Raw genomic sequence first — 21356 nt, 5'->3', positions numbered from 1 at the left:
ATTGCCATGCCGCAGCAGGTCCGCGGGGTCGTCGCGCACAAGAAGGGCGCGCCGGTCTCCCTGGAGACCGTGATCGTGCCGGACCCGGGGCCCGGCGAAGCAGTGGTGAAGGTGCAGGCCTGCGGGGTCTGCCACACCGACCTGCACTACCGCGAGGGCGGGATCAACGACGAGTTCCCGTTCCTCCTCGGCCACGAGGCCGCCGGCGTCGTCGAGTCGGTCGGCGAGGGTGTCACCGACGTGGCGCCCGGTGACTTCGTGATCCTCAACTGGCGCGCCGTCGACGGCACCTGCCGCGCCTGCAGGCGCGGCGAGCCCTGGTACTGCTTCTCCACGCACAACGCGGCGCAGAAGATGACGCTCGAGTCGGGCCAGGAGCTCTCGCCCGCCCTCGGCATCGGCGCGTTCATCGAGAAGACGCTCGTCCACGCCGGGCAGTGCACGAAGGTCAACCCCGCCGTCAAGCCGGAGGTCGCGGGCCTGCTCGGCTGCGGCGTCATGGCCGGCATCGGCGCGGCCATCAACACCGGCCAGGTGGGCCGCGGCGACTCGATCGCCGTGATCGGCTGCGGCGGCGTGGGCGACGCCGCCATCGCGGGCGCCCGGCTCGCCGGCGCCTCCACGATCATCGCGATCGACGTGGACGACCGGAAGCTCGGCTGGGCCAAGGAGTTCGGGGCCACCCACACCATCAACTCGCGCGAGCAGGACGTGGTCGAGGGCGTGCAGGCGCTCACCGACGGCAACGGCGCCGACGTCGTCGTCGAGGCGGTCGGCCGCCCGGAGACCTACAAGCAGGCCTTCTACGCCCGCGACCTCGCAGGCACCGTCGTGCTGGTCGGCGTGCCCACCCCGGACATGACGATCGAGCTGCCGCTCATCGACGTGTTCGGCCGCGGCGGCGCGCTCAAGTCGTCCTGGTACGGCGACTGCCTGCCGTCGCGCGACTTCCCGATGCTCGTGGACCTGCACCTGCAGGGCAGGCTGCCGCTGGAGAAGTTCGTCAGCGAGACGATCGGGCTGGGCGACGTCGAGTCCGCCTTCGAGAAGATGCACAAGGGCGACGTGCTGCGTTCGGTGGTGGTGCTCTGATGCCGCCGATCGACCACCTGGTCACCTCCGGCACGTTCTCGCTCGACGGCGGCACCTGGGACGTCGACAACAACGTGTGGATCGTCGGCGACGACCGCGAGGTGCTCGTGATCGACGCCCCGCACGACGCCGACGCCATCGCCGCGGCGATCGGCGACCGGCGCCTCGTCGCCGTGGTGTGCACGCACGGCCACGACGACCACGTGCGCAAGGCGCCGGAGCTGGCCGACCGGTTCGGGGCGCCGATCCTGCTGCACCCGGGCGAGGCGCCGCTGTGGGAGATGACCCACCCGGACCGCAAGCCCGACCGCGAGCTGGCCGACGGCGACACGGTGAGCGCGGGCGGCGTCGAGCTGCGCGTGCTGCACACCCCGGGCCACTCCCCCGGCTCGTGCAGCCTGCACGCACCCGAGCTGGGCACCGTCTTCACCGGCGACACCCTGTTCCAGGGCGGCCCCGGGGCCACCGGACGGTCGTACTCGTCGTTCGACACGATCATCGACTCGATCCGCGGCCGGCTGCTGACGCTGCCCGGCGACACCGTGGTGCGCACGGGCCACGGCGACTCCACGGCCATCGGCGACGAGCTCCCGCACCTGGAGGAGTGGATTGCGCGAGGGCACTGACCCCGGGCAGGTCCGTCGGCCCAGGGCACCCTCGCGACGACCCTCGCCGCTCTCGAGCCGCTGAGCGCCGAGGAGCGGTAGCTCCGCCCGGCTCCGGGCCGCGGCGGAGGCTCACGACCTCCCGACCGCGGCCCCGGGCCTGGCCCAGGCCACCACCACGCCGACGAGCAGCAGCCCCGCCGCCGTGCCGAACGCCGCCGGGTAGCCGAAGGGATCGGCCACGGCGCCCAGGCCGAGCGCGCCCGCGCCGGTGCCCGCGTCGAAGGCGATGTTCCACACCGCGCTCGCCGCGCCGTAGCCCGCGCTGCCGAACGCGGCGAACAGCACGGTGAGGGAGTCGTTCTGCACCATGCCGAAGCCGAAGCCGACGGCGGTGGACCCGGCCACCACCAGCGCGCCCGTGCCGGTGCCCAGGGCCGCGACCTCGGCGATCATCCCGGCGGCCGAGAGCAGCATCCCCGGCACGAGCAACCGGCCGCCCCAGCCGCGCCGGTCCACGAGCTCGCCCGCCACCAGCCTGCCCAGCAGCGAGCCCGCTGCCGTGGTGAGCAGCGCCATGGGCACGAGCAGCCCGGCGCCCGGCACCGCGAGCGGCAGGAACGTGATCAGGCCGCCCTGCGCGATCGAACACGTGAGCATGGCGAGCACCGGGGCGAGTGCCGCGCGGGCCGTGGGCCGGGCGCGCGTGCCCGCCGCCACCACGACGGGTCCGCCGGACATGCGGATCGCCGGCACGAGCAGCGCGCCCAGCACCGGCGCCACCCCGGCCGCCACGAACACGGCGGTGAACCCCACCCGTTCGACGAGGGCCACCCCGGCCGCCAGCAGCACGAGCTGGGGCAACCCGACCGCGAGCCCGTAGCGTCCCGCGGCCCTCCCGTGCTGCTCCCGCGGCACGAGCTCGGCCACGAGGGCGCTGCCGGCCACCGTGGCCAGCCCGAACCCCACGCCGCGCAGCGCGGACAGCAGCAGCACGGGTGCGAGGTCGGCCGACAGGGCGAGGAACGGCGTCGGGGCGCCCAGGAGCGCGCAGCCCGCCGCCAGCACCCAGCGGTGGCCGAACCGCACGAGCATCCACGGCACCGCGAGCTGGGTTGCGACGGTGGTGGCCATCAGCACCGCGGTGGTGGCCCCCGAGCCGAACGCCCCCGAGCCACCGCGCTCCGCCCAGAGCGGCACCACCGGCAGCAGCAACGCGTACCCGCTGAAGCAGAGCACCGTGGCACCGAGCATGAAGCGGAACGGGGCGCCGGCAATCCCGGCAGGAGCGCTCGTCGGTACCACGCCCCGAGCCTAGGCATGGACGGTTGACGCGACCGCCGGTGGCCGGGGCACCCTGGTCCGGTGCCGCTCCCCGACACCGACTTCCCCGCGGATCCCTACCCCGGCCGCGTGCCCGGCTTCTCGTTCGCGCACGTTGACGAGCGGTCGCACCCGCTGCGGCGCGACCCGCGGCACGGCTGGACCGTCGACGGCCACCCCCTCGACCACTGGCTCGCCCGACACGGCGGGGCGCCCCGCGCGCAGCGCGTGCCCGTGCTCGCGTACGGGTCCAACCGCTGCCCCAGCAAGATCACCTGGCTGCGCCGGGCGCTCGGGATGGGCGAGGGACCGGTCGTGGCGCTGCGCGTCCGCACCCGCGGGATCGCCGCGGTGTGGGCGAGCGGGCTGCGCAAGCGCGACGGCCAGCGCCCAGCTGTGCTCGCCGCGGCGCCCGGCGTGGTCGAGGAGCACGTGGTGTGGCTCGCCACACCCGACCAGATCGCGGTGCTGGACCGCTGCGAGGGCCGCGACGAGCGCTTCCGGCTGGCCCGGCTGCGCACCGGCGAGGTGCACACCGAGGACGGCGGCACCCCGGTCGTCGAGCCGTGGTGCTACGTGGCGCACGGCGCCGTCCGCCGCCCGCTGCGGGTCGACGGCGCCCTCGTCCGGTGCGCCGACCTCCCGCAGGAGGCGGCGCAGGGGCTCGCCGGCGCACCGGCCGACGACGGCCTCGACGCCCCCACCGTGACCGGCGCACCCCATCCCGACGAGTGGCCGCCCGCTCTGTTCGCCTACGGGCTCCTGAGCCCGGGAGAGCGCTCATGGCACCTGCTGGCCCCGCACGCCGCGGGCGCTCCGTGGCGAGCCACCGTGGACGGGACGGTCTACGACACCCGCCTCGGCTACCCGGCGTTGCGGCGGGGCACCGGCGACCGCGCTCCCGGCTGGGTCGTGCCGCTGCGCGACCCGGCGGCGGTGCTGCCCGCACTCGATGACCACGAGGGCGCGCAGTACCGCCGCGAGCGGGTGGTGACCAGCGACGGCACCACGTGCTGGGCCTACGTCTGGGCGGAGTCCTTCGACGGGCTCGCGCCCCTGCCCACCGGCTGGTGAGCGGGCTCAGGCCAGCCGCGGGGTCAGCGCCGCTGCGGCCGCCGCGCCGGGCAGCGGCTTGCGCGCGCTCTCCGTCACCGCGATCACGGCCGCCAGCGAGATGACCGAGGCCACGACGATGTAGATCCCCGGCATCGCGTTGTTGCCGGTGCTGATCACCAGCGTCTCCAGGATGAACGGGGCGGTGCCACCGAAGATCGATGTGGACAGGTTGTAGCCGATCGAGAAGCCGCCGTAGCGCACGTCGGTGTTGAAGAGCGCCGGGAGCGTGGCCGACATCGTGCCGAGCAGCAGCACCAGCAGCAGGCCGAGGATGGCCAGCCCGGCCACCGTGCCGAGCACCGTGCCCAGCGCGAGCAGCATGAACGCCGGGTAGCCGAGCAGGATGAACCCGACGCACGCCGTGACGATCAGCGGCTTGCGGCCGATCCGGTCGGACAGCGCACCCACCGGGATGATCACGAACATGATCATCAGCATCATGCCGAGGATGTACAGCAGCGCCGGCGTGGCCTCCAGGCCGAGCGTGGTCTGCAGGTAGGTCGGCATGTAGAAGAGGATCGTGTAGACGGCCACGTTGTAGAACAGCACCAGGCCCATGCAGACCAGCACCGGCCGCCAGTGGTGCACGAGCGTGTCCTTGAGCGGGGAGTCCGACACCTGCTGCTGCTCCTCGAGCTCCCGGAACGCGGGCGTGTCCTCGAGCTTGCTCCGCAGGTACAGCCCGACGAGCCCGAGCGGACCGGCGATCAGGAACGGGATCCGCCAGCCCCACGTGGCCATGGCGTCCGGCGACAGCCCGAGCTCGAGGATCATCACCAGTCCGGCCGCGAGCACGAACCCGCCCGTGGTGCCGAACTCGAGGAAGCTGCAGTAGAAGCCGCGCCGCTTGTCCGGCGCGTACTCCGCGATGAAGGCGGCGGCCCCGCCGTACTCACCGCCCGTCGCGAAGCCCTGCACCAGCCGGGCGAGCACCAGCAGGATCGGCGCCAGCCACCCCACCATGCCGAACGTCGGCAGCAACCCGATGGCGAAGCTCGCCGCCGACATCACGACGATCGTGAGCGCGAGCACGCGCTTGCGCCCGATCCGGTCGCCCAGCGGGCCGAGGATCGTCCCGCCCAGCGGCCGCACCAGGTAGGCCACCGCGAACAGGGCGAAGGTGAGCGCCACGTTCGAGCCCGAGTCCCCGCCCGGGAAGAAGCTCGTGGCGATGTAGATCGCCACGTAGCTGTAGATGCCGTAGTCGAACCACTCGACCAGGTTGCCCATCGCGGCGGCGCCCACCGCCTTGCGCACGGTGCGCTCGTCGACCTCCGGTGAGGCGTTCTCTTCCGTTGTGGCCATATTCCTAGGTACCCCCCTTGCGGTTTGCCGAACGACGCTAAGAGGGGTGGAGTGGGCCCGCAACAGCTGGCACGGCGCCCTGGGCCTACGGTCGAGCGGTGCTGGAGATCGTTCGGGTCGGCAAGCGCTTCGGCTCCCGCCAGGCGCTGGAGGACGTCTCGTTCACCGTCGAGCGCGGTGAGGTGTTCGGCTTCGTCGGCAGCAACGGCGCAGGTAAGACCACCACGATGCGCATCGTGCTGGGTGTGCTCTCGGCCGACTCGGGCGAGGTGCGCTGGAACGGCCGCGCGGTGGACGCCGACCTGCGGCGGCGCATCGGATACATGCCCGAGGAGCGGGGCCTCTACCCGAAGATGCGCGTCGGCGACCAGCTGCAGTACCTGGCCCGGCTGCACGGCCTGGGCCGCGCCGACGCCGCCGCGGCCGTGACGCGCTGGACCGAGCGGCTCGGCGTCGGCGACCGGCTCGGCGACGAGGTGCAGAAGCTCTCCCTCGGCAACCAGCAGCGGGTGCAGCTGTGCGCCGCGCTCGTGCACGACCCGGAGGTGCTCGTGCTCGACGAGCCCTTCTCCGGGCTCGACCCCACCGCAGTCGAGGTGATGAGCACGGTGTTGCGCGCCAAGGCCGACGCCGGCGTCCCGGTGATCTTCTCCAGCCACCAGCTCGAGCTGGTGGAGCGGCTCTGCGACCGGATCGGGATCATCGCGGACGGGCGCATGGTCGCCGTAGGCAGCGTGGCCGACCTGCGGGCGCGCGGCGGCGCCTCGGCGGTGCTCGACGTCGAGGGCCCGCCGGCGGGATGGGCGACGGACCTGCCCGGGGTCGAGGTCCTCGTCGACGGCGACGGGCACACCCGCCTGCGCCTCGCCGCGGGCACCGACGACCAGGACGTGCTGCGCGCCGCGCTCGCCGCCGGGCCGGTGCGGGAGTTCCGCCGCTGGCGCCCGCCGCTCACCGAGCTCTACCGCGACGTGGTGCGGGCGAGCCCGGCACCCGGGGACGCGGCGGCATGAGCGCGCCCCTGCCCGCGCGGAGCGCGGTGCTGCTCGTCGCGCGCCGGGAGTTCGTCACCCATGTGCGCTCCCGCAGCTTCGTGATCGGGATCGTCGTCACGCTGGTCTTCTTCAGCGGCATCTTCCTGCTCGGCGCGTACATCGGCGGGCAGACGGCAGGCCACTCGCTCGGCCTCACCCCCGGGTCCGCACCCCTGGGGCCTGCCCTGGAGCACACGGCGCACCTGCAGGGCGTGCAGCTCACCGTGCGCGAGGTCGACGACGCCGCGGGCCGCGAGCAGGTGCGCACCGGCGAGCTGGACGCCCTGCTCACCGGGGCGCCGGGCAGCTACGACCTGGTCGGCCTCGACTCCGTCGACGGCGACCTGCAGGCGATCGTCCTCACCGCGGTGGAGCAGCAGGCGGTATCGGCTGCGCTCGCCGGGGCCGGGGTCGACCCCGGGCAGGTCAGGGACGCGTCCGCGCTCGACGTCTCCACCCTGGAGCCGGCCGACGACGCCCGCGGCCAGCGGCTCGCCGTGGCCGTCGTGGGCACGATCCTGCTGTTCTTCTCGCTCAGCGGCTACGGCAGCCTGGTGGCCACCGGTGTGGTGGAGGAGAAGCAGAGCCGCGTGGTGGAGCTGCTGCTCGCCACGATCACCCCGTGGCAGCTGCTCGCGGGCAAGGTGCTCGGGCTGGGCGCGGTGGGCCTGCTGCAGCTGGTGATCCTCAGCGGCATCGCCGCGTTCGGAGCGGGTGCCGCCGGGCTCCTGGTGGTGCCGGGCGCCGCGGTGGGCATGTTCGTGATGGTCGTGCTCTGGTACCTGCTCGGGTTCTTCCTCTACGCCTCGCTCTACGCGGCCGTGGGCTCCACGGTCTCGCGGCAGGAGGAACTGCAGTCCGTGGTGGCACCGATGATCTTCCTGCTGCTGATCCCGTTCATCCTGACGCTCAACCTGCTGCCCAACGACCCGCGCAACGGGCTCGCCACCGTGCTGTCGTTCATCCCGTTCTTCTCCCAGACCGTGATGCCCGCGCGCTACGCGCTCGGCGTCGCGTCCCTGGGAGAGGTGATCGTGGCCGCGGGGATCGCCGCGGCCACGATCGTGGTGGTGGTGCGGGTCGCCGGGCGCGTCTACCGGAACTCGGTGTTGCGCACCGGCGCCCGCGTCAGCCTCCGCGAGGCCTTGGCCGGCACACCGTCCTGACGCTGCCGTCGATCAGCCGGCCGGCGCCGGGCGGGGCCGCGGCGACGGGCGCCGCGGTGCCTGCTCGGCGGGCGCGGCCTGCGGCTGCAGGGCGGGCGCCTGCGGTGCCGCGCCGGACTCCGCGAGCCGAGGTGGCGGCCACCCGGTGTCGGTGTCCGCACGGGCGGACCGCCACGACCTGACAGCCCACACCGCGATCGCCAGCAACACGGCGAGCACCAGCCAGCGGCCGCGACGGCCCCGGTGCCCTTCGACACTCTCCATCGACCTCATCCTTCCGCCGGATGCGCCAGAAGAGTAGGCCGCCCGCCGCATCCGCGCGCCGCGCCCCGCCGTCCGGATCGGGTCAGCGGCCCGCCATCGGCACGTACGGGCGCTCCGTGGAGCCGACGTACAGCTGGCGCGGCCGGCCGATCTTGGTGGTCGGGTCGTTGATCATCTCCCGCCAGTGGGCGATCCACCCCGGCAGGCGGCCGAGGGCGAACAGCACCGTGAACATCTTGGTGGGGAAGCCCATGGCCCGGTAGATCACACCGGTGTAGAAGTCGACGTTCGGGTAGAGCTTGCGCTCGATGAAGTAGTCGTCGGCCAGCGCGCGCTCCTCCAGCGCCTTCGCGATGTCGAGCAGCTGGTCGTTGACGCCGAGCTTCTTCAGGATCTCGTCGGCGCTCTGCTTCACGATCCGGGCGCGCGGGTCGTAGTTCTTGTAGACCCGGTGCCCGAAGCCCATGAGGCGGGCACCGTGCTCCCGCTTCTTCACGCGCTCGACGAACGCGTCGACGTTGCCGTCCTCCACATCGCGGATGCGCTGCAGCATCTCCAGCACCGCCTGGTTGGCGCCGCCGTGCAGCGGACCGAACAGGGCGTTGATGCCCGCCGAGATGCTCGCGAACAGGTTGGCCTGCGAGGAGCCCACCATCCGGACCGTGGACGTCGAGCAGTTCTGCTCGTGGTCGGCGTGCAGGATGAGCAGCACGTCGAGCGCACGGACGAAGTCGGGGTCGACCTCGTACGGCTCGGCCGGGAACCCGAAGGTCATCCGGAGGAAGTTCTCGACCAGGCCCAGCGAGTTGTCCGGGTAGAGGAACGGCTGGCCCATCGACTTCTTGTAGGCGTACGCCGCGATCGTGGGCACCTTGGCCAGCAACCGTACCGTGGACAGCTCCACCGCGTCCTCGTCGAACGGGTCGAGGCTGTCCTGGTAGAAGGTGGAAAGCGCGCTGACGGCGCTGGACAGCACCGGCATCGGGTGCGCGTCGCGCGGGAACCCGTCGAAGAACCGTTTCAGGTCCTCGTGCAGCAGCGTATGGCGGCTGATCCGGTTCGTGAACGAATCGAGCTGCGCCTGCGTCGGCAGTTCCCCGTAGATCAGCAGGTAGCTGACCTCCAGGAACGTGGAGCTCTCGGCCAGCTGGTCGATCGGGTACCCGCGGTAGCGCAGGATGCCGGCGTCACCGTCGATGTAGGTGATCGCCGACGTGCACGCGGCGGTGTTTCCGTAACCCGAGTCGAGCGTGGTCAGCCCCGTCGACGACAGCAGCTTCGAGATGTCGAACGCGGACGCACCCTCGGTCGCGGGCCGGATCGCCATCTCGTACGCGCCGCCAGGGTGGTTCAGGACAGCGGCGCTGGTGGTCTCGTCGGCCATGTGGAGGTTCCCTCACACTCATGTTTCCGTGGTTGGCCGCAACGCTAGTGCTCCGGATCGAGATTGCGCCCGTCCTGGCGTTGACGCGTTCATCACGGCTGACGTCATGTGCCGTGAACAGCCCGGTAACGCCAGAAGACCGGGAACACCGCCACCACCACGACGGCACCGACGACCACGAGGACGCCACCGATCGACGCGGCAACGCCCGGCCCCCACCAGTCGGCGGCGGGCCCGTGCCACATGTCCGCCACCCTGGGCCCACCGGCCACCACCACGGCGAACACCCCCTGCATGCGGCCCCGCATCTCGTCGGTAGCCACCGTCTGCAGGATCGACATCCGGAACACGCTGCTCACCAGGTCACCCGCGCCTGCGAGGGCGAGGAACAGCACCGCGAGCCACAGCGAGCCGGCGAGGCCGAACAGGGTGATGCCGACACCCCACACGCAGATCGCGATCGTGACGGCCACCCCCTGCCGCCGCACCCGGTGCAGGCTGCCGGAGAACAGGCCTGCCACCACCATCCCGGCCGGGATCGCGGCGAACAGGGCCCCGTACGCGACGCCGCCGCCCGGCGGGTCGCCGAACACCGTCTGCGCGATCTCCGGGAACACCACCCGCGGCATGCCGAACGCCATCGCCACGACGTCCATCAGGAACGAGACGAGGAGCACGGCGTGCAGCGCGGCGTACCGGAAGCCCGCGGCGATCTCGCGCAGTCCGGCCCGCCTGCGCTCGCCGTTGGTCTCCGGCGGCACCGGCGGCAGCTTCCAGGTGGCCCACAGCGTGGCGAGCAGCGCGATCGCGTCGAGCAGGTAGAGCGTGGGGAGCCCGATCGTCGGGATCAGGACGCCGGCCAGCAGCGGGCCCGCGATCGCACCCGTCTGGAAGACGGTCATGTTGAGCGTGTTCGCGGCCGGGATCTGGTCCAGCGGCAGCAACCGCGGGATCACCGCGTTGCGCGCGGGCTGGTTGACCGCGAGGAACGCCGTCTGCACCGCGAACAGCACGAGCACCAGCCACACGCCGCCCACACCGCTCGCCGCCGTGACCCACAGCGCCAGCGACGACAGCGCGATCCCCGCCCCGCTGAACAGCAGCAACGTGCGCCGATCCATGGCGTCGGCGATCGCGCCACCCCACAGGCCGAACACGACCAGCGGCACGAGCCCGAACAGCCCCGTCAGGCCGACGTACGCCGACGACCCCGTGAGCTGGTAGATCTGCGCGGGCACCGCCACCACCGACAGCTGCGCGCCGATCACCGTGACGATCCCGGCCGTCCACAGCCTGCGGTAGGCCGGGGTGCGCAGCGGCCGGGTGTCGGTGAGCACCCCGCGGATGGCGCGCCCGATCCGGCGGGTGGTGGAGTCGCCGCGGCGCGCCGTGGGGCTCGTCGGCGCGTCCGGTCCGGTGGTGATCGGCTTCGTGGGGCCATCCGGACCGGACGTTGTCATGCGACAACGAGTACCACCAGAGGACCGCGCAGCGCGCCCCGGCCGACGTCCGGAGTGCCCGGCCTCACGATCGGACCGGGCGGATCCCCCCGCCCTGGGACCTCAGGGGGCGAGGCGGCGGATGCGCCAGATGCGGCTGTGCGCATCCAGCTCGTAGCGCAGCCGGTCGTGCATCCGGTTGCGCCGGCCCTGCCAGAACTCGACCTGCTCGGGCAGGATCCGCCAGCCACCCCAGTGCGGAGGCGGGGGCACCTTCTCCTCGCCGGCGAACCGCTGCGTGGCGGCCTCGAGCGCGTCGTCGAGCACCCGCCGGTCCCGCACCTCGGACGACTGCGCCGACGCCCAGGCACCCAGCTGGGAACCACGGGGGCGGCTGGCCCAGTAGGCGGCGTTCTCGGCGGGCGTGACCAGTTCGACGTTGCCGCGGACGTGCACCTGCCGGTGCTGGGCGTACCAGGGGAAGGTGGCCGAGGCGTACCGCGTGGCGCGCAGCTGGTGACTCTTCACGGACGTGTAGTTCGTGTAGAAGACGATGCCGCGCGCGTCGAGCCCCTTGCAGAGCACCGTGCGCGAGGTCGGTTTGGCGTCCTCGTCCGTGGTGGCCAGCACCATCGCGTTCGGTTCCGCGACGCCGTCGGTGATGGCCTCGTCCAGCCATGCCGCGAGCTGCTCGTGCCACGTGGCAGCGAGATCACCCACGTCCAGCTCGTCCGTACGTGCGTAGTCGACACGCATCGTCGCAAGCTGCTCCGCCATCGACGCCTCCCCCGGGGTAGCGGACCCACCACGCTATGTGCAACGCCACCCGATCGGCACCCCCGGTGACCGAAGCCACCCGGACGCCCATTGCACCACCTCCGGATGCAGCGGGATGGTTGCGCCAACCACGACGAGGAGGACGCGTGACCACTGCGCCGACCGCACCCGGTTCGGACCAGGGTTCGGAGGCGGTACCCCCGCCTCCGCCCGGTTTCACGCCCGGCCTGGAGGGCCACGTCGCCTTCCGCACCCGCATCGCCGAGCCCGACAAGGACGGGGGCGCCCTGCGCTACCGCGGCGTCGACGTCGAGGACCTCGCCGGGAAGGTCACCTTCGGCAACGTCTGGGCGTTGCTGGTCGACGGCCGGTTCGGTCCCGGCCTGCCGCCCGCCGAGCCGTTCCCGATCCCGGTGCACACCGGTGACGTCCGCGTGGACGTGCAGGCCGCGCTCGCCATGCTCGCGCCGTACTGGGGCTACCGCCCGCTGCTCGACATCGGCGACGAGGAGGCCCGCGACCAGCTCGCCAGGGCGTCGGTGATGGCGCTGTCGTACGTGGCGCAGTCGGCGCGCGGGATCGGCGTGCCCGCGGTGCCGCAGTCGCGCATCGACGAGTGCTCCACGATCACCGAGCGGTTCATGACGCGCTGGCGGGGCGAACCGGACCCGAGGCACATCGCGGCCGTCGACGCGTACTGGGTCTCGGCGGCCGAGCACGGCATGAACGCCTCGACGTTCACGGCCCGCGTGATCGCCTCCACCGGCGCCGACGTCGCCGCGTCGCTGTCCGGTGCGATCGGCGCGATGTCCGGCCCGCTGCACGGCGGCGCACCGGCCCGCGTGCTGCCGATGATCGAGGAGGTCGAGCGCACCGGCGACCCCGAGGGCCTGGTCAAGGGCATCCTCGACCGCAAGGAACGCCTGATGGGCTTCGGCCACCGCGTCTACCGCGCCGAGGACCCGCGCGCCCGCGTGCTGCGCCGCACCTGCCGGGAGCTCGACGCCCCCCGCTACGAAGCCGCCGCCGCGCTGGAGCAGGCCGCGCTCACCGAGCTGCGCACCCGCCGTCCCGACCACCCGATCGAGACGAACGTCGAGTTCTGGGCCGCCGTGATCCTCGACTTCGCCGAGGTGCCGCCGCACATGATGCCCGCGATGTTCACCAGCGCCCGCACCGCCGGGTGGTCGGCGCACATCATGGAGCAGAAGCACGAGGGCAAGCTGGTGCGCCCGAGCGCGCAGTACATCGGCCCCGGCCCGCGCCGCCCCGAGGACGTAGAAGGCTGGGCGGAAATCCGCTGATCAGGCCCCGTGAGTGGATACGAGTGCTCCGGCACTCGTATCCACTCACGGGCGCGTAGCGCGCACCGCCAGCGAGAGGAAGCCCGCCACCACGCAGAGCGCTCCGCCCGCATACCAGGCCGTGTCGTAGGCGCCCAGCTCGTCGCGCACGATGCCCGCACCCAGCGCCATCGCCGCCGCACCCACCTGGTGCGAGGCGAACACCCACCCGAAGACCACGGGCGCGGCCGCGCCGAACAGCTCCCGGCACAGCGCCATCGTCGGCGGGATCGTGGCCACCCAGTCCAGGCCGTAGAACACGATGAACGCCACCATGCTCGCCTGGATGTCCGGCCCGAACAGCGCCGGTAGCGCCAGCAGCGACAGCCCGCGCAGCACGTAGTAGACGAGCAGCAGGTAGCGCGGGTCGACCCGGTCGGTGAGCCAGCCGGACGCGATCGTGCCCGCCACGTCGAAGATCCCGACGAGGGCGAGCAGTCCCGCGGCCACCGTCTGCGGCATGCCGTGGTCGTGCGCGGCGGGCACGAAATGCGGCTGGATCAGCCCCATCGTGGTGGCCCCGCAGATCATCATCCCGGCCGCCAGGTACCAGAACCCCTTCGTCCGGGCCGCGTCGGCGAGCGCCCGCAGCGCCAGCCGGGCGGCACCGCTGCGCACCGGGTCGACGTCGTCGGCCGGGGTGCCGCCGTAGGGCGCCACGCCGAGGTCGCGGGGCCGGTCGCGCAGCAGCCACATGACGAGCGGAGCCACCGCGAGCGCCGAGAACGACACCGCGAGCGAGGCGGGCCGCCAGCCGTGGCTCTCGGCGACCTGGGAGACGAGCGGCAGGAACACCAGCCCGCCCGCGGCACCGCCCGCCGTCAGCACGCCCGACACCAGGCCCCGGCGGGCGACGAACCAGCGCCCGGTGACCGTGGCCACCAGCGCGAGCGCCATCGCACCCGTGCCCAGGCCAACGAGCACGCCCCAGCAGAGGATCAGCTGCCAGCTCGCCGTCATGAACACGGTGAGGCCGCTGCCCGCGGCCACCACCACCAGCGCCGCCGAGACGACGCGGCGGATGCCGAAGCGCTCCATCAACGCGGCGGCGAACGGAGCCGTCAGCCCGTAGAGCGCCATGTTGACGGCGGCGGCCAGCGAGATCGTGCTGATGGACCAGCCGAACTCGTCGTGCAGCGGATTCATCAGCACGCCGGGCACCGCCCGGAACCCGGCAGCGCCGACGAGGGCGAGGAAGGTCACGGCGGCCACCCACCAGGCGGGGTGGATCCGGGTCGATCGCGCGCTGTCGAGCTGTGTCACCCCACGAGCATCACGGGGCGGCGCGCGATCCGACAGTGGCCCGACGGTCAACACATGAAAGAATCGGGCCATGCACGACCGGCACGAGGTCGCGGTGTTGGCGCTGCCCCAGGTGGTGGCGTTCGAGCTGGGCCTCCCCCACAAGCTGATCGGCACGGCCGTCGACGACGCGGACCGGCCCCTCTACCGGGTGCGCGTCGCCACGCTCGACGGCGGGCCGGTGCGCACGTCAGCGGGGTACCGCGTGCTCCCCGAGCACGACGCCTCCATCCTGCGCACGGCCGACACCGTGATCATCCCGGGCATCTACGGCGGGTCGCCCATGGAACGCGGGGCTCTCGAGCCCGACGTCGCCGGGGCGCTCGACGGCCTGTCCGCCCGGATGGTCTCCATCTGCACCGGCGCGTTCGTGCTCGCCGCCGCGGGCCTGCTGGACGGCCGCCCTGCCACCACCCACTGGATGCACGCCGACGCGTTCCGGGCGCTGTTCCCGCAGGTGAAGCTGGACGCCGACGTCCTGTACGTCGACGACGGCGACGTCCTCACCTCCGCGGGCAACGCCGCGGGCATCGACCTGATGCTGCACATCGTGCGGCGCGACCACGGCGCGGCCGTGGCCAACCGCGTGGCCCGCCGCAGCGTCGTCGCACCGTGGCGCGAGGGCGGTCAGTCGCAGTTCATGGAGCCGCTGCCCGAGGTCGACGGAGCGAGGACGGCCCCCACCAGGTCATGGGTCCTCGAACGGCTCCATGAACCGCTGGCCCTCGCCGACCTGGCCGCGCACGCCGCCATGAGCGTGCGCACCTTCACCCGCCACTTCCGCGAGGAGACCGGCATGAGCCCGGCGCGGTGGGTCGCCACCCAGCGGGTGGCGGCCGCGCGCCGGCTGCTGGAGTCCACCGACCTCCCGGTGGAGCGCATCGCCGCCGAGACCGGGTTCGGCACCACCGCGTCGCTGCGCCAGCACCTGCACGCCGCCATCGGCGTGGCGCCGCTGGCGTACCGCCGCACCTACCGCGGGTCGGCCGGGTAGCGCGCCAGCTCGACGTCGAGACGTTCCCGGCGGATCCGCTGGTCCACGTAGAGCAGCCCGGTGACCCCCACGGTGAAGGGGGTGGCGAACGTGCCGACCACCGTGGAGCCGATCGCGACCCGGGCCAGGTCGACGAGGTCCGCCGGCCGGTCGACGAGCGCGCCGAACACGCCCAGCACGACGATCGCCGCCACGCCCACGATGAGGCCGGCCAGCAACAGCACGCCGAAGGTCCGCCACCACGCCCCGTGCACGAGCCGGGCCGACCGCTTCAGCGCGTCCACCACGCCGATCGGCTCCAGCACGTACGCGGCGCTCGCGAACGCCCACAGCACGCCCAGGTAGACGATGGCGACCAAGCCTGCCAGCAGGAGGAGGAGCCCCAGCGCGATCCCATTGCCCGATCCCGTGGCCGCGGCGACGAGCCCGAGCATGCCCACCACGAAGATCCCCACGACCACCAGCGAGATCAGCAGCATCAGCCCGATCAGGCCGAGCAGCCGGGGCGCGACCACCTTCACGGCCTGGCCCGCCCCGATGTGGCGGCCGATCACGGCCTGGCCGAGCGCCACGAACAGCACGCCGGTGAGCGCGGTGCCGAGCACGATGCCGAACAGCCCGCTCCCGAACCCCCCGAACACCGCGCCGGCCAGCCCCGCGACCCGCCCCCGCTCCAACTCCGCGGGGTCGATCGACGGCAGCGCGAACTCCAGGCCGAGCTGGAGCACCTGGCTCACGAAGACGACCACCGCGCTGAGCCCGATCGTCAGGGCTGGGTTGGCCCTGATGAAGCGGCCGGCCCCGGCCAGCACGTCACCTGTGGTGAGCGGGCGCAGGGGCACGACCCCCGGCTGCGGGACCGACCCGGGCGGCCCGTACGGCGGGTAGGCCTGCTGCCCGGACGTGCCGTAGCCCGGCTGCCCATGACCCTGCTGGCCGTACCCGGGCTGCCCGTACCCGGGCTGCCCATGGCCCTGCTCGCCGTAGCCCTGCCCGTACCCGGGCTGCCCGTACCCCGACTGCCAGTAACCGGACGGCTGCCCGTAGCCCTGCTGTCCATACGCGGGCTGCCCGTACGCCGGCTGGCTGTACCCGGGCTGGCCATACCCGGGCTGGCCATACCCGGGCTGGCCATACCCGGGCTGGCCATAGCCGGGCTGGCCGTAACCAGGCTGGCCGTACCCGGGCTGCGCATGTCCCTGCTGCCACTGCCAGTACCCGTAGGGCTGCCCGTACTCCTGCTGTCCATACGCGGGCTGCCCGTACCCGGCCGGCTGCACGTCGGTCTGCTGGTGACCCGGCGGCGTGCCCAGGTGCGCGGTGGGGTCGGGCGCCGCCGCTCCCCCGCCGTCGCCAGGGGCCGCGCCGCCGTTCTCCCCCGGCGGCGCACCACCGGCGCTCGCGGCAGCTGAATCGGCTGCACCCACCACGGTCGTCTCGTCGGATGCGTTCCCCGCGACCGTCGCGTCGTCAGCGCTCCCCCCGGTCGCGGCATCGGCCGATGCCGGATCGGCGGCGCGCCCCGCGGGCTCGGCCTCACCAGCGCTGCCCGCGGCGCTCGCGTCGGCCGCGCTCACCACGGTCGTCGCGTCGGCGTCCCCCGCGCCGCCCGCACCACCAGGTTCAGCGGAGCCGGCGTTCACGTCCGCCGCGCTCACCACCGTCGCGTCCGCGGCATCCCCCGCACCGCCCGCACCACCAGCTTCAGCGGAGGTGGCTCCTTCACCGGCAGCGCTCCCGGCGGACGCCGCGTCGGCGGCGGGTCCCGCACCGGCTGCGTCGGCGGCCGGCTCCACGCTCGCCGCCTCTCCGCCCCCCGGGGAGCCCGCATCTCCGGTGTTCGCCGGGGTCCCGGCGTCGGCGGCGGGGGCGGGCCCCGCACTCGCGGACGAGCTGCCGGCCGACCCGGCAGCCGGCTCGTCGCGGGACGGGCCGGCGGCGGGCTCATCCGCGCGCGACTCCCCGGACGAGCCGGCGGCGAAGGGGCCGGCCGGCGGTTCACCCGCGGGATCCGGCTGCGGACGCGCGGCCGCGCCCTCGTCCTCCGGCTTGTCCGATGCGTTCGACATCTCTCCGCGTGCTCCTTCAACCGACGATCACTTCCCATCGTGTCAGCGAACGGCGGCACGCGTGCACCCACTGCAGCCGGGCGCGTCGGCGCCGTGACTTCTCCCACGCGGGGCGCCGTTCGCGCCGGGCCGGCCGCCCGTGAAGTGGACATCGGGGGTGTGAAGTGCGGTTTCTCCGCCCACCGGGAGGACCCGCACCCGTTCGGGCGCCGGCGCGGCTGAGACACTGGGGAGGTGACCGTTTCCTCGTCCACCGACCTGCAGATCCCCGCCGACCTCAAGCCCGCCGACGGCCGGTTCGGCTGCGGACCCTCCAAGGTCCGCCCCGAGCAGCTCGCGGCGCTCGCCGGGGCCGGTGCGGCGATCATGGGAACCTCGCACCGCCAGAAGCCGGTGAAGTCGCTGGTCGGGCGGGTGCGCTCCGGGTTGCGTGAGCTGTTCTCGCTGCCGGAGGGGTACGAGGTCGTCCTCGGCAACGGCGGGTCCACAGCGTTCTGGGACGCGGCCGCGTTCGGCCTGGTGCGCGAGCGCGCGCTGCACCTCACGTACGGCGAGTTCTCCTCGAAGTTCGCCGACTCCACCCGGGGTGCGCCGTTCCTCGCCGAGCCGGTGGTGGTGAAGGCCGAGCCGGGCAGCGCGCCCGAGCCGACCACCGACCCCACGTGCGACGTGCTGGCCTGGGCGCACAACGAGACGTCCACCGGTGTGTCCGTGCCGGTCGTGCGCCCGGAGGGCGCCACGGCCGACCAGCTGGTGCTCATCGACGCCACGTCCGGCGCGGCCGGCCTGCCGGTCGACGTGAGCCAGGCCGACGCCTACTACTTCGCGCCGCAGAAGGGCTTCGCCTCCGACGGCGGGCTCTGGGCCGCGCTGATGAGCCCCGCCGCGCTGGAGCGCGTGAGCGAGCTCGCCGCCACCGACCGCTGGATCCCGCCGTTCCTCTCGCTGGCCACGGCGGTGGACAACTCGGTCAAGGAGCAGACCTACAACACCCCGGCGATCGCCACGCTCGTGCTCATGGCGGAGCAGATCGACTGGATGCTCGGGCTCGGCGGCCTGGACGCCTGCGTCGCGCGCACGGCCGACTCGTCCGGGCGGCTGTACGCGTGGGCCGAGAAGTCGGAGTTCGCCACCCCGTTCGTCGCGGAGCCCGCCCACCGGTCGCAGGTGGTCGGCACGATCGACTTCGTCGACTCCGTCGACGCCTCCGCGGTGGCGAAGGTGCTGCGGGCCAACGGGATCGTCGACACGGAGCCGTACCGCAAGCTGGGCCGCAACCAGCTGCGCATCGGCATGTTCCCGGCGGTCGATCCGGCCGACGTCACCGCTCTCACCGCCTGCATCGACTGGGTCGTCGAACGGCTCTCGTGATCACCCGTACGAGCGCTGCGTAGTCACAGCAGTAACATCCGTCCCAGCTCAACCCTGGTGACGTCGGCGCGCCTCCGACGCAGGGCGCGATCCGGCAACTAACGTCACCCGGACGGGGAGAACGAGAGCGGGAGGGCCGCTGATGCGGGCGCTGCGGGTCGTCGGGATCACCGAGGGCGGCGGTGAGTTCTCCGTCGTCCTCGAGGACCCGGTGCGACGCGAGCGGTACACCGTGCCCGCGGACGAGCAGCTGCGCGCCGCCGCCAGGGGGGACCTCACCCGGCTCGGACAGATCTCTATCGAGTTGGAGAGCCAGTTGCGTCCACGTGAGATCCAGGCCCGCATCCGTGCCGGGGCGTCCGTGGAACAGGTCGCCGCCGCCGCCGGGGTCCCGTTGCAGAAGATCGAGCGGTTCGCCTACCCCGTGCTGCTCGAGCGTTCCCGCACCGCGGAGGTGGCCCAGCGGGCCCACCCCATGCGCGCCGACGGGCCCGACACCCGCACGCTCGGCGACGTCGTGGCCCACACCTTCGGCCTGCGCGGCCAGGAGTACGCCGACGCGGAGTGGGATTCCTGGAAGGGCGAGGACGGCAAGTGGGTCGTCTCCCTGTCCTGGCACGCCGGGCGCTCCGACAACCGCGCCCACTGGACGTTCCAGCCGGGCGCGCACGGCGGCACCGTCACCGCCGTCGACGAGCACGCGAGCGATCTGATCGAGGGCCTGCCCGCGCGGCCGCTGCGCACCGTCGGGCCGGTCATCGACATCGCCCGCTCCGAGGAGCCCGCACCCGCACCCGCCCCGGGTCCCGAGGAGGAGCTGCGCGCGGTGGCGTCCGACCCGGTGCGCGGTGCGCGGATCGACCCGCCCGCCGCCGCGGAGGCGCGCACCGCCGAGCGCACCCCGCCCCGCACCGCACCCGAGCCGCGCCGGCCGGTGCCGCCCACCCAGCGCCAGGCCCCGGCCGAGCCCTCGCGCACCGAGCCCGCCCCCGCGGAGGCGGACCGCGACCGGCGGCCCCGGCGGCAGGCGAACGACGAGGCCGTGGTCGCGCCGAGCAGGCCGGAGCGCACCGAGGACGCCCGTCCAGGCTCCGCGAAGCCGGCCGCGCGCAGGGACGCACCGGAACGCCGCCGCCCGGAACCCGCCCGTCCGGAGAAGGCGCCGAGCGCGCCCGCCGAGCCCGTCGCGGAGAAGCCCGCACCCGCGGAACCTGCCGAGAAGCCCGGCGACGGGAAGCCCGCTGCCGAGAAGCCCGCGGAGAAGCCGGCGGCGGAGAAGCCCGCCGCCGAGCCGGCCGCTGCCGCCGCGGCAGCGCCGCCCGCCGGGAGCAAGCGCACGAAGAAGGGCAAGCCGGTGATGCCGTCCTGGGACGAGGTGCTGCTCGGGGTGCGCGGACAGCGGTGAGACAACCGCTGCCGATCGGTAGCGGTGCGCGCCCCTTGTCTGGGCGTCAGCCGAGCTGCCCGAGCAGCAGCACCACCCACGCGATCACGAGCCCGGCCGCGGTGCCGATCGCGGGCCAGCGCCAGAACGGCGTGAACCGCAGCAGGTGCAGCGACGGGGCGAGCCCGATGGCGACGAGGATGTTGGCCGGCACCCAGAGCAGCCCGAACGCCTCGGCGAACGCGCTGCTCACGGCCACGTCGCCGACCACGACGACCACCGCCGTGAAGGCCGAGATCGTGAGCCCGGTGGCCCACGGCGTGGGCTCCGCGTCGTCGGTGCGGCGCGGGATCGGCCCGGTCTGCGGGGCGGGCACGGCCTCCACCCGCCCGGAGACGGGATCGGTGTAGGTGACGGTGCGGCCGAGCGCGTCGGCGAGCCGTACGGCCAGCTGCCGGCCCCGGCGCTGCAGCATCTCGCGCTCCGCAGGCCCGCCCGAGCCGGCGACCCGCACGGCGAACGCCGCCCACTCCCGCAGCGCGTCCTCGAGCTCGCCCGGCAGCGGCGGATCGCCTGCCCGGCGCTCGCCGAGCAGGACCCGTCCCCCCGAGGCGAGCCGCACCCCGCCAGCCTAGGTTCCCGGCGTCTCGCCGGCAGCGCGGCAGCCGTGACCTGACGAAGTCGACACGCTCGGCCTGGATCTCCAGCCCGAGTGGGCGCCCGCCCGGCCGCTCGGCGACCACCAGGGTGGTTCCCGACCCTGCGAAGGGATCGAAAGACCAGGTCGCCCGGCCCGGAGTACTCCTCGACGAAGACCTCGACGAGCGCCTCGGCGTAGCACTCGCCGTCCTCGAACCCATGGGCCCGCTCGGGCTGCGGCGGCTCCGCCTGAAGGGACCCGACCGGCTGCACGGGAGAAGGACAGGCGCAAGCGCCCCTGCCGGGTCACCGCGGTCGCATCCCCCGGAGTGCCTGCACCAGAGCGCTACGCGGCCTCGGTGAGACAGAACTCGTTGCCCCCGGGATCCAGCATGGTGGTCCAGGTGTCGAACTCCTCCAGCACCGATGCACCGAGCTCGACCAGCCGGCCGACCTCGGCCGTACGGTCCTGGACCGTGATGTCGAGATGGACCCGGTTCTTGGCCCGTTTCGGCTCCGGCACCTGCTGGAAGCAGAGGATCGGGCCAGGGCCGTCGACCATCACGGTGGGATCGGTCTCCGGGGTCAGCCCTTTCTCAGCCAGTCGCGCGATCTCGTCGTCGTCATAGGGACGAACGGCGTAACCGTCGAGAAGGGCGGCCCAGAAGCGGGCCAGCCCCGCCGCGTCCCGGCAGTCGAACACGATCTCCCGGATCTTCGTCATGGGCCGTGCCTTCCTCGACGGGATG

General features: G+C 73.4%; 19 protein-coding genes. 9 read left to right on the top strand and 10 right to left on the bottom strand.

Features of this window, described 5'->3' with window-relative positions; translation table 11 throughout:
* Positions 1-6 precede the first annotated feature (6 nt).
* Positions 7-1092, top strand: a complete 1086-nt coding sequence (locus ACFPL3_RS12630; RefSeq protein WP_343944056.1) for an S-(hydroxymethyl)mycothiol dehydrogenase — start codon at positions 7-9, stop codon at positions 1090-1092.
* The gene (locus tag ACFPL3_RS12625) at positions 1092-1718 is read left to right on the top strand and encodes an MBL fold metallo-hydrolase (RefSeq protein WP_343944055.1); all 627 of its coding nucleotides are present in this window, start codon (positions 1092-1094) and stop codon (positions 1716-1718) included. Before ACFPL3_RS12630 ends, ACFPL3_RS12625 begins: the two co-directional genes overlap by 1 nt.
* A 111-nt stretch (positions 1719-1829) precedes the next feature.
* On the opposite strand, the gene ACFPL3_RS12620 is transcribed toward ACFPL3_RS12625, so the two are convergent.
* The gene (locus ACFPL3_RS12620; protein ID WP_343944054.1) at positions 1830-3002 is read right to left on the bottom strand and encodes an MFS transporter; all 1173 of its coding nucleotides are present in this window, start codon (positions 3000-3002) and stop codon (positions 1830-1832) included.
* Positions 3003-3062: 60 nt separating this feature from the next.
* On the opposite strand from ACFPL3_RS12620, the gene ACFPL3_RS12615 reads away from it, so the two are divergent.
* On the top strand, positions 3063-4094 hold the full coding sequence (locus ACFPL3_RS12615) for a gamma-glutamylcyclotransferase family protein (protein WP_343944053.1): 1032 nt from the start codon (positions 3063-3065) through the stop codon (positions 4092-4094).
* A gap of 6 nt (positions 4095-4100) precedes the next feature.
* On the opposite strand, the gene ACFPL3_RS12610 is transcribed toward ACFPL3_RS12615, so the two are convergent.
* Complete coding sequence (locus ACFPL3_RS12610; RefSeq protein WP_343944052.1) at positions 4101-5441, bottom strand: MFS transporter; 1341 nt, start codon at positions 5439-5441, stop codon at positions 4101-4103.
* 98 nt (positions 5442-5539) lie between these two features.
* Between ACFPL3_RS12610 and ACFPL3_RS12605 the strand changes: the two genes are divergently transcribed.
* Together ACFPL3_RS12605 and ACFPL3_RS12600 are read left to right on the top strand one after the other, a co-directional pair.
* A complete protein-coding gene (locus tag ACFPL3_RS12605) occupies positions 5540-6454 on the top strand; it encodes an ABC transporter ATP-binding protein (RefSeq protein WP_343944051.1) in 915 nt (304 codons plus the stop codon).
* Entirely contained in the window at positions 6451-7641 is a 1191-nt protein-coding gene (locus tag ACFPL3_RS12600; RefSeq protein WP_343944050.1) for an ABC transporter permease, read from the top strand. The genes ACFPL3_RS12605 and ACFPL3_RS12600 overlap by 4 nt, the downstream gene beginning before the upstream one ends.
* 12 nt (positions 7642-7653) lie before the next feature.
* On the opposite strand, the gene ACFPL3_RS12595 is transcribed toward ACFPL3_RS12600, so the two are convergent.
* The 4 genes from ACFPL3_RS12595 to pdxH form a co-directional block, all read right to left on the bottom strand.
* A complete protein-coding gene (locus ACFPL3_RS12595; protein ID WP_379588980.1) occupies positions 7654-7905 on the bottom strand; it encodes a hypothetical protein in 252 nt (83 codons plus the stop codon).
* An 82-nt stretch (positions 7906-7987) separates the two neighbouring features.
* Positions 7988-9289, bottom strand: coding sequence for a citrate synthase (locus tag ACFPL3_RS12590; protein ID WP_343944048.1), 1302 nt, complete (start codon positions 9287-9289; stop codon positions 7988-7990).
* A 104-nt stretch (positions 9290-9393) separates the two neighbouring features.
* Entirely contained in the window at positions 9394-10749 is a 1356-nt protein-coding gene (locus tag ACFPL3_RS12585; RefSeq protein WP_343944047.1) for an MFS transporter, read from the bottom strand.
* A gap of 102 nt (positions 10750-10851) precedes the next feature.
* On the bottom strand, positions 10852-11505 hold the full coding sequence (gene pdxH / locus ACFPL3_RS12580) for a pyridoxamine 5'-phosphate oxidase (RefSeq protein WP_343944046.1): 654 nt from the start codon (positions 11503-11505) through the stop codon (positions 10852-10854).
* Positions 11506-11651: 146 nt separating this feature from the next.
* Here pdxH and ACFPL3_RS12575 point away from each other — a divergent pair, with 146 nt between their 5' ends.
* Positions 11652-12809: a citrate synthase 2 gene (locus ACFPL3_RS12575; protein ID WP_379588978.1), complete on the top strand. Its 1158-nt coding sequence runs from the start codon at positions 11652-11654 to the stop codon at positions 12807-12809.
* A 45-nt stretch (positions 12810-12854) separates the two neighbouring features.
* On the opposite strand, the gene ACFPL3_RS12570 is transcribed toward ACFPL3_RS12575, so the two are convergent.
* Positions 12855-14111 (bottom strand): MFS transporter, encoded by a 1257-nt coding sequence (locus tag ACFPL3_RS12570; RefSeq protein ID WP_379588976.1) that lies wholly within the window; start codon positions 14109-14111, stop codon positions 12855-12857.
* Between the two features lie 70 nt (positions 14112-14181).
* On the opposite strand from ACFPL3_RS12570, the gene ACFPL3_RS12565 reads away from it, so the two are divergent.
* Positions 14182-15144 carry a GlxA family transcriptional regulator gene (locus ACFPL3_RS12565; protein ID WP_343944045.1) on the top strand — a complete coding sequence of 321 codons (963 nt, stop codon included), beginning with the start codon at positions 14182-14184 and terminating at the stop codon, positions 15142-15144.
* Here the strand turns inward: ACFPL3_RS12565 and ACFPL3_RS12560 are convergent.
* Entirely contained in the window at positions 15123-17213 is a 2091-nt protein-coding gene (locus ACFPL3_RS12560; protein ID WP_379588975.1) for a hypothetical protein, read from the bottom strand. The two genes, ACFPL3_RS12565 and ACFPL3_RS12560, sit on opposite strands and share 22 nt — an antisense overlap.
* Before the next feature lie 234 nt (positions 17214-17447).
* Between ACFPL3_RS12560 and serC the strand changes: the two genes are divergently transcribed.
* Together serC and sepH are read left to right on the top strand one after the other, a co-directional pair.
* The gene (serC, locus tag ACFPL3_RS12555; protein WP_343944042.1) at positions 17448-18584 is read left to right on the top strand and encodes a phosphoserine transaminase; all 1137 of its coding nucleotides are present in this window, start codon (positions 17448-17450) and stop codon (positions 18582-18584) included.
* Positions 18585-18726: 142 nt separating this feature from the next.
* A complete protein-coding gene (sepH, locus tag ACFPL3_RS12550; RefSeq protein WP_379588973.1) occupies positions 18727-19989 on the top strand; it encodes a septation protein SepH in 1263 nt (420 codons plus the stop codon).
* A gap of 46 nt (positions 19990-20035) precedes the next feature.
* Here the strand turns inward: sepH and ACFPL3_RS12545 are convergent, their stop codons facing one another.
* The gene (locus tag ACFPL3_RS12545) at positions 20036-20590 is read right to left on the bottom strand and encodes a DUF2537 domain-containing protein (RefSeq protein ID WP_343940911.1); all 555 of its coding nucleotides are present in this window, start codon (positions 20588-20590) and stop codon (positions 20036-20038) included.
* Positions 20591-20953: 363 nt separating this feature from the next.
* On the bottom strand, positions 20954-21331 hold the full coding sequence (locus ACFPL3_RS12540) for a VOC family protein (protein ID WP_343940912.1): 378 nt from the start codon (positions 21329-21331) through the stop codon (positions 20954-20956).
* Positions 21332-21356: the final 25 nt, after the last annotated feature.

This window comes from Pseudonocardia zijingensis (assembly GCF_042657305.1).
Lineage (GTDB): Bacteria > Actinomycetota > Actinomycetes > Mycobacteriales > Pseudonocardiaceae > Pseudonocardia > Pseudonocardia zijingensis.
This window is presented reverse-complemented; position numbering and strand designations above follow the sequence as displayed.

Excerpts from the sequence above, each read along its gene's own strand:
- ACFPL3_RS12630 (WP_343944056.1), top strand. The coding sequence starts at position 7 with ATGCCGCAGCAGGTCCGCGGGGTCGTCGCGCACAAGAAGGGCGCGCCG.
- ACFPL3_RS12625 (WP_343944055.1), top strand. The coding sequence starts at position 1,092 with ATGCCGCCGATCGACCACCTGGTCACCTCCGGCACGTTCTCGCTCGAC.
- ACFPL3_RS12610 (WP_343944052.1), bottom strand. The coding sequence starts at position 5,441 with ATGGCCACAACGGAAGAGAACGCCTCACCGGAGGTCGACGAGCGCACC.
- ACFPL3_RS12600 (WP_343944050.1), top strand. The coding sequence starts at position 6,451 with ATGAGCGCGCCCCTGCCCGCGCGGAGCGCGGTGCTGCTCGTCGCGCGC.
- ACFPL3_RS12595 (WP_379588980.1), bottom strand. The coding sequence starts at position 7,905 with ATGGAGAGTGTCGAAGGGCACCGGGGCCGTCGCGGCCGCTGGCTGGTG.
- ACFPL3_RS12590 (WP_343944048.1), bottom strand. The coding sequence starts at position 9,289 with ATGGCCGACGAGACCACCAGCGCCGCTGTCCTGAACCACCCTGGCGGC.
- ACFPL3_RS12585 (WP_343944047.1), bottom strand. The coding sequence starts at position 10,749 with ATGACAACGTCCGGTCCGGATGGCCCCACGAAGCCGATCACCACCGGA.
- pdxH (WP_343944046.1), bottom strand. The coding sequence starts at position 11,505 with ATGGCGGAGCAGCTTGCGACGATGCGTGTCGACTACGCACGTACGGAC.
- ACFPL3_RS12565 (WP_343944045.1), top strand. The coding sequence starts at position 14,182 with ATGCACGACCGGCACGAGGTCGCGGTGTTGGCGCTGCCCCAGGTGGTG.
- ACFPL3_RS12560 (WP_379588975.1), bottom strand. The coding sequence starts at position 17,213 with ATGTCGAACGCATCGGACAAGCCGGAGGACGAGGGCGCGGCCGCGCGT.
- sepH (WP_379588973.1), top strand. The coding sequence starts at position 18,727 with ATGCGGGCGCTGCGGGTCGTCGGGATCACCGAGGGCGGCGGTGAGTTC.
- ACFPL3_RS12540 (WP_343940912.1), bottom strand. The coding sequence starts at position 21,331 with ATGACGAAGATCCGGGAGATCGTGTTCGACTGCCGGGACGCGGCGGGG.